Genomic DNA, 1931 nt, shown 5'->3' with positions numbered 1-1931 from the left:
CCCATGGCATGGAGCGCAGCCATGTAGATCTGGTCGATGTCCGGCCGCTCCTCGCGATCGACCTTGATATTCACGTAGAGCCGGTTCATGACGGCCGCGACGGCGTCGTTCTCGAAGCTTTCATGCGCCATGACATGGCACCAATGGCAGGCGGCGTAGCCGATGGAGAGCAGGATCGGCCGGCCGAGTTCCCTGGCTTCGGCAAGGGCGGCCGGCGACCAGCCGCGCCAATGGACGGGATTGTCGCTGTGCTGCCGCAGATAGGGGCTGGCTTCTTCGGCAAGCAGGTTTCGCGCGGGCAAGGTCACGATGGGCGGCTCGGCGTGGTTTGAGGCAGAGGTCAGAGCGTGATGCCGAAAGGTGAAGCGGCCGACACGCTCTACCTTTTAATCTAGGCGGTTCGGCAGGTACGGCAAATGGTTTCGCCAATGGCTTCGAAGGATTCGATCGTCGCGCTGTCCAGCGGCCGCCTGCCCGCGGGCATCGCGGTTATCCGCATTTCCGGGCCGAAGACTCGATTCGTGGTCGAAACGATCGCCGGGCCGGTTAAGGATCGGTTTACCAATTTACGGACGATCAGGGCGGCGGATGGCTCGACGATCGACCACGGGCTCGTGCTGTTCTTTCCGGGCCCCGGCAGCTTCACCGGCGAGGATGTCGCCGAGTTCCAGGTGCATGGCAGCCGCGCGGTCGCCGCCAAGATGCTGGAGACGATCACCGGCTTCGAAGGCGTCAGGCATGCCGAGCCCGGGGAGTTCACCAGGCGTGCCTTTCTCAACGGCAGGCTGGATCTGGTCGAGACGGAGGCCCTGGCCGACCTGGTCAATGCAGAAACCGAGGCGCAGCGCCGGTTCGCCCTCAGCAATGCGGAAGGCGCGCAGAGTGAACTCTATTTGAGCTGGCGGCGCCGGCTGATCCACGCGCGTGCGATGATCGAGGCGGAGATCGACTTCGCCGACGAGGAGGATGTGCCTGGCTCCGTTTCGGAGGCGATCTGGTCAGACGTGACAGCGATGATCGGCGAGATCGAATGGCACGTCGAGGGGTTCAAGGCCGCGGAGATCATCCGTGACGGTTTTGAGGTCGTGATCCTCGGCGCGCCGAATGCCGGCAAATCCTCCCTGTTCAACGCCTTGGCGCGGCGTGAAGCGGCGATCGTCACTGACGAGCCTGGCACGACCCGCGATCTGCTCGAGGTCGTCATGGACCTCAACGGGCTGAAGGTGCGGCTTGTCGATACCGCCGGGCTGCGCGACGCCGTGGGCAAGGTGGAAGCGATCGGCATCGAAAGAGCACGGGCCAAAGCTGATGTGGCGGATCTTGTTCTGCTGTTGGAGGATATGGCCAATCCGGCGCCTGTCGGGGAAGTCTCGGCTGGGGCTCCGTTGCTGAGAATCGGCACGAAGTCGGACGTCGCCGATGTCGGCGCCGGTGCCTACGACCTGGTGATTTCTTCCAGGGACGGCAGCGGACTGGGGCGCCTTCTCGGTGAGATCGGAAGCCGCGCCGCCGCCGCGGTTGGCGAGGCCGGTGACGTCCTGCCCTCCAGAATGCGGCATGTCGAGCTGCTGCAAGAGGCGATGGATTTCCTGAGGGCGGCGCTGTCAGGGCACAGCCAGGAGCTGCGCGCCGAGGAATTGCGGTTGGCGGCGGAGCGCCTCGGGCGGATCGTCGGTGCCGTCGATGTAGAGGATCTGCTCGACGTCATCTTTTCGCAGTTCTGCATTGGTAAATGATTCACGTGAAACACGGAGCGGCCTCTGTCCGGCAGTGACTCACGTGAAACGCTACGCAATTGGGCCGGATTAATGTTTCACGTGAAACGGGTCCGGTCTTCCTCCTTGACAGCGCGAGGTGGCAGGGACATGTGTCTGTCCATCTCTGAAAGCGGATTTTTGGAAAAATGACCGATCACTATGATGTGGTGGTGG

2 protein-coding genes are annotated in these 1931 nt (G+C 63.1%); one reads left to right on the top strand and one right to left on the bottom strand.

Features of this window, described 5'->3' with window-relative positions; translation table 11 throughout:
• A partial coding sequence (locus tag EOA27_RS34310; protein WP_127258485.1) for a DUF255 domain-containing protein occupies positions 1-308 on the bottom strand: 308 nt, incomplete at its 3' end.
• A 120-nt stretch (positions 309-428) separates the two neighbouring features.
• Here EOA27_RS34310 and mnmE point away from each other — a divergent pair.
• Entirely contained in the window at positions 429-1736 is a 1308-nt protein-coding gene (gene mnmE / locus EOA27_RS34305) for a tRNA uridine-5-carboxymethylaminomethyl(34) synthesis GTPase MnmE (RefSeq protein ID WP_126080356.1), read from the top strand.
• Positions 1737-1931 lie beyond the last annotated feature (195 nt).

It is taken from the genome of Mesorhizobium sp. M2A.F.Ca.ET.037.01.1.1 (assembly GCF_003998075.1).
Classification (GTDB): domain Bacteria; phylum Pseudomonadota; class Alphaproteobacteria; order Rhizobiales; family Rhizobiaceae; genus Mesorhizobium.
The sequence above is the reverse complement of the archived record's forward strand: the minus strand, read 5'-3'. Positions and strand labels throughout refer to the sequence as shown.

Excerpts from the sequence above, each read along its gene's own strand:
- mnmE (WP_126080356.1), top strand. The coding sequence starts at position 429 with ATGGCTTCGAAGGATTCGATCGTCGCGCTGTCCAGCGGCCGCCTGCCC.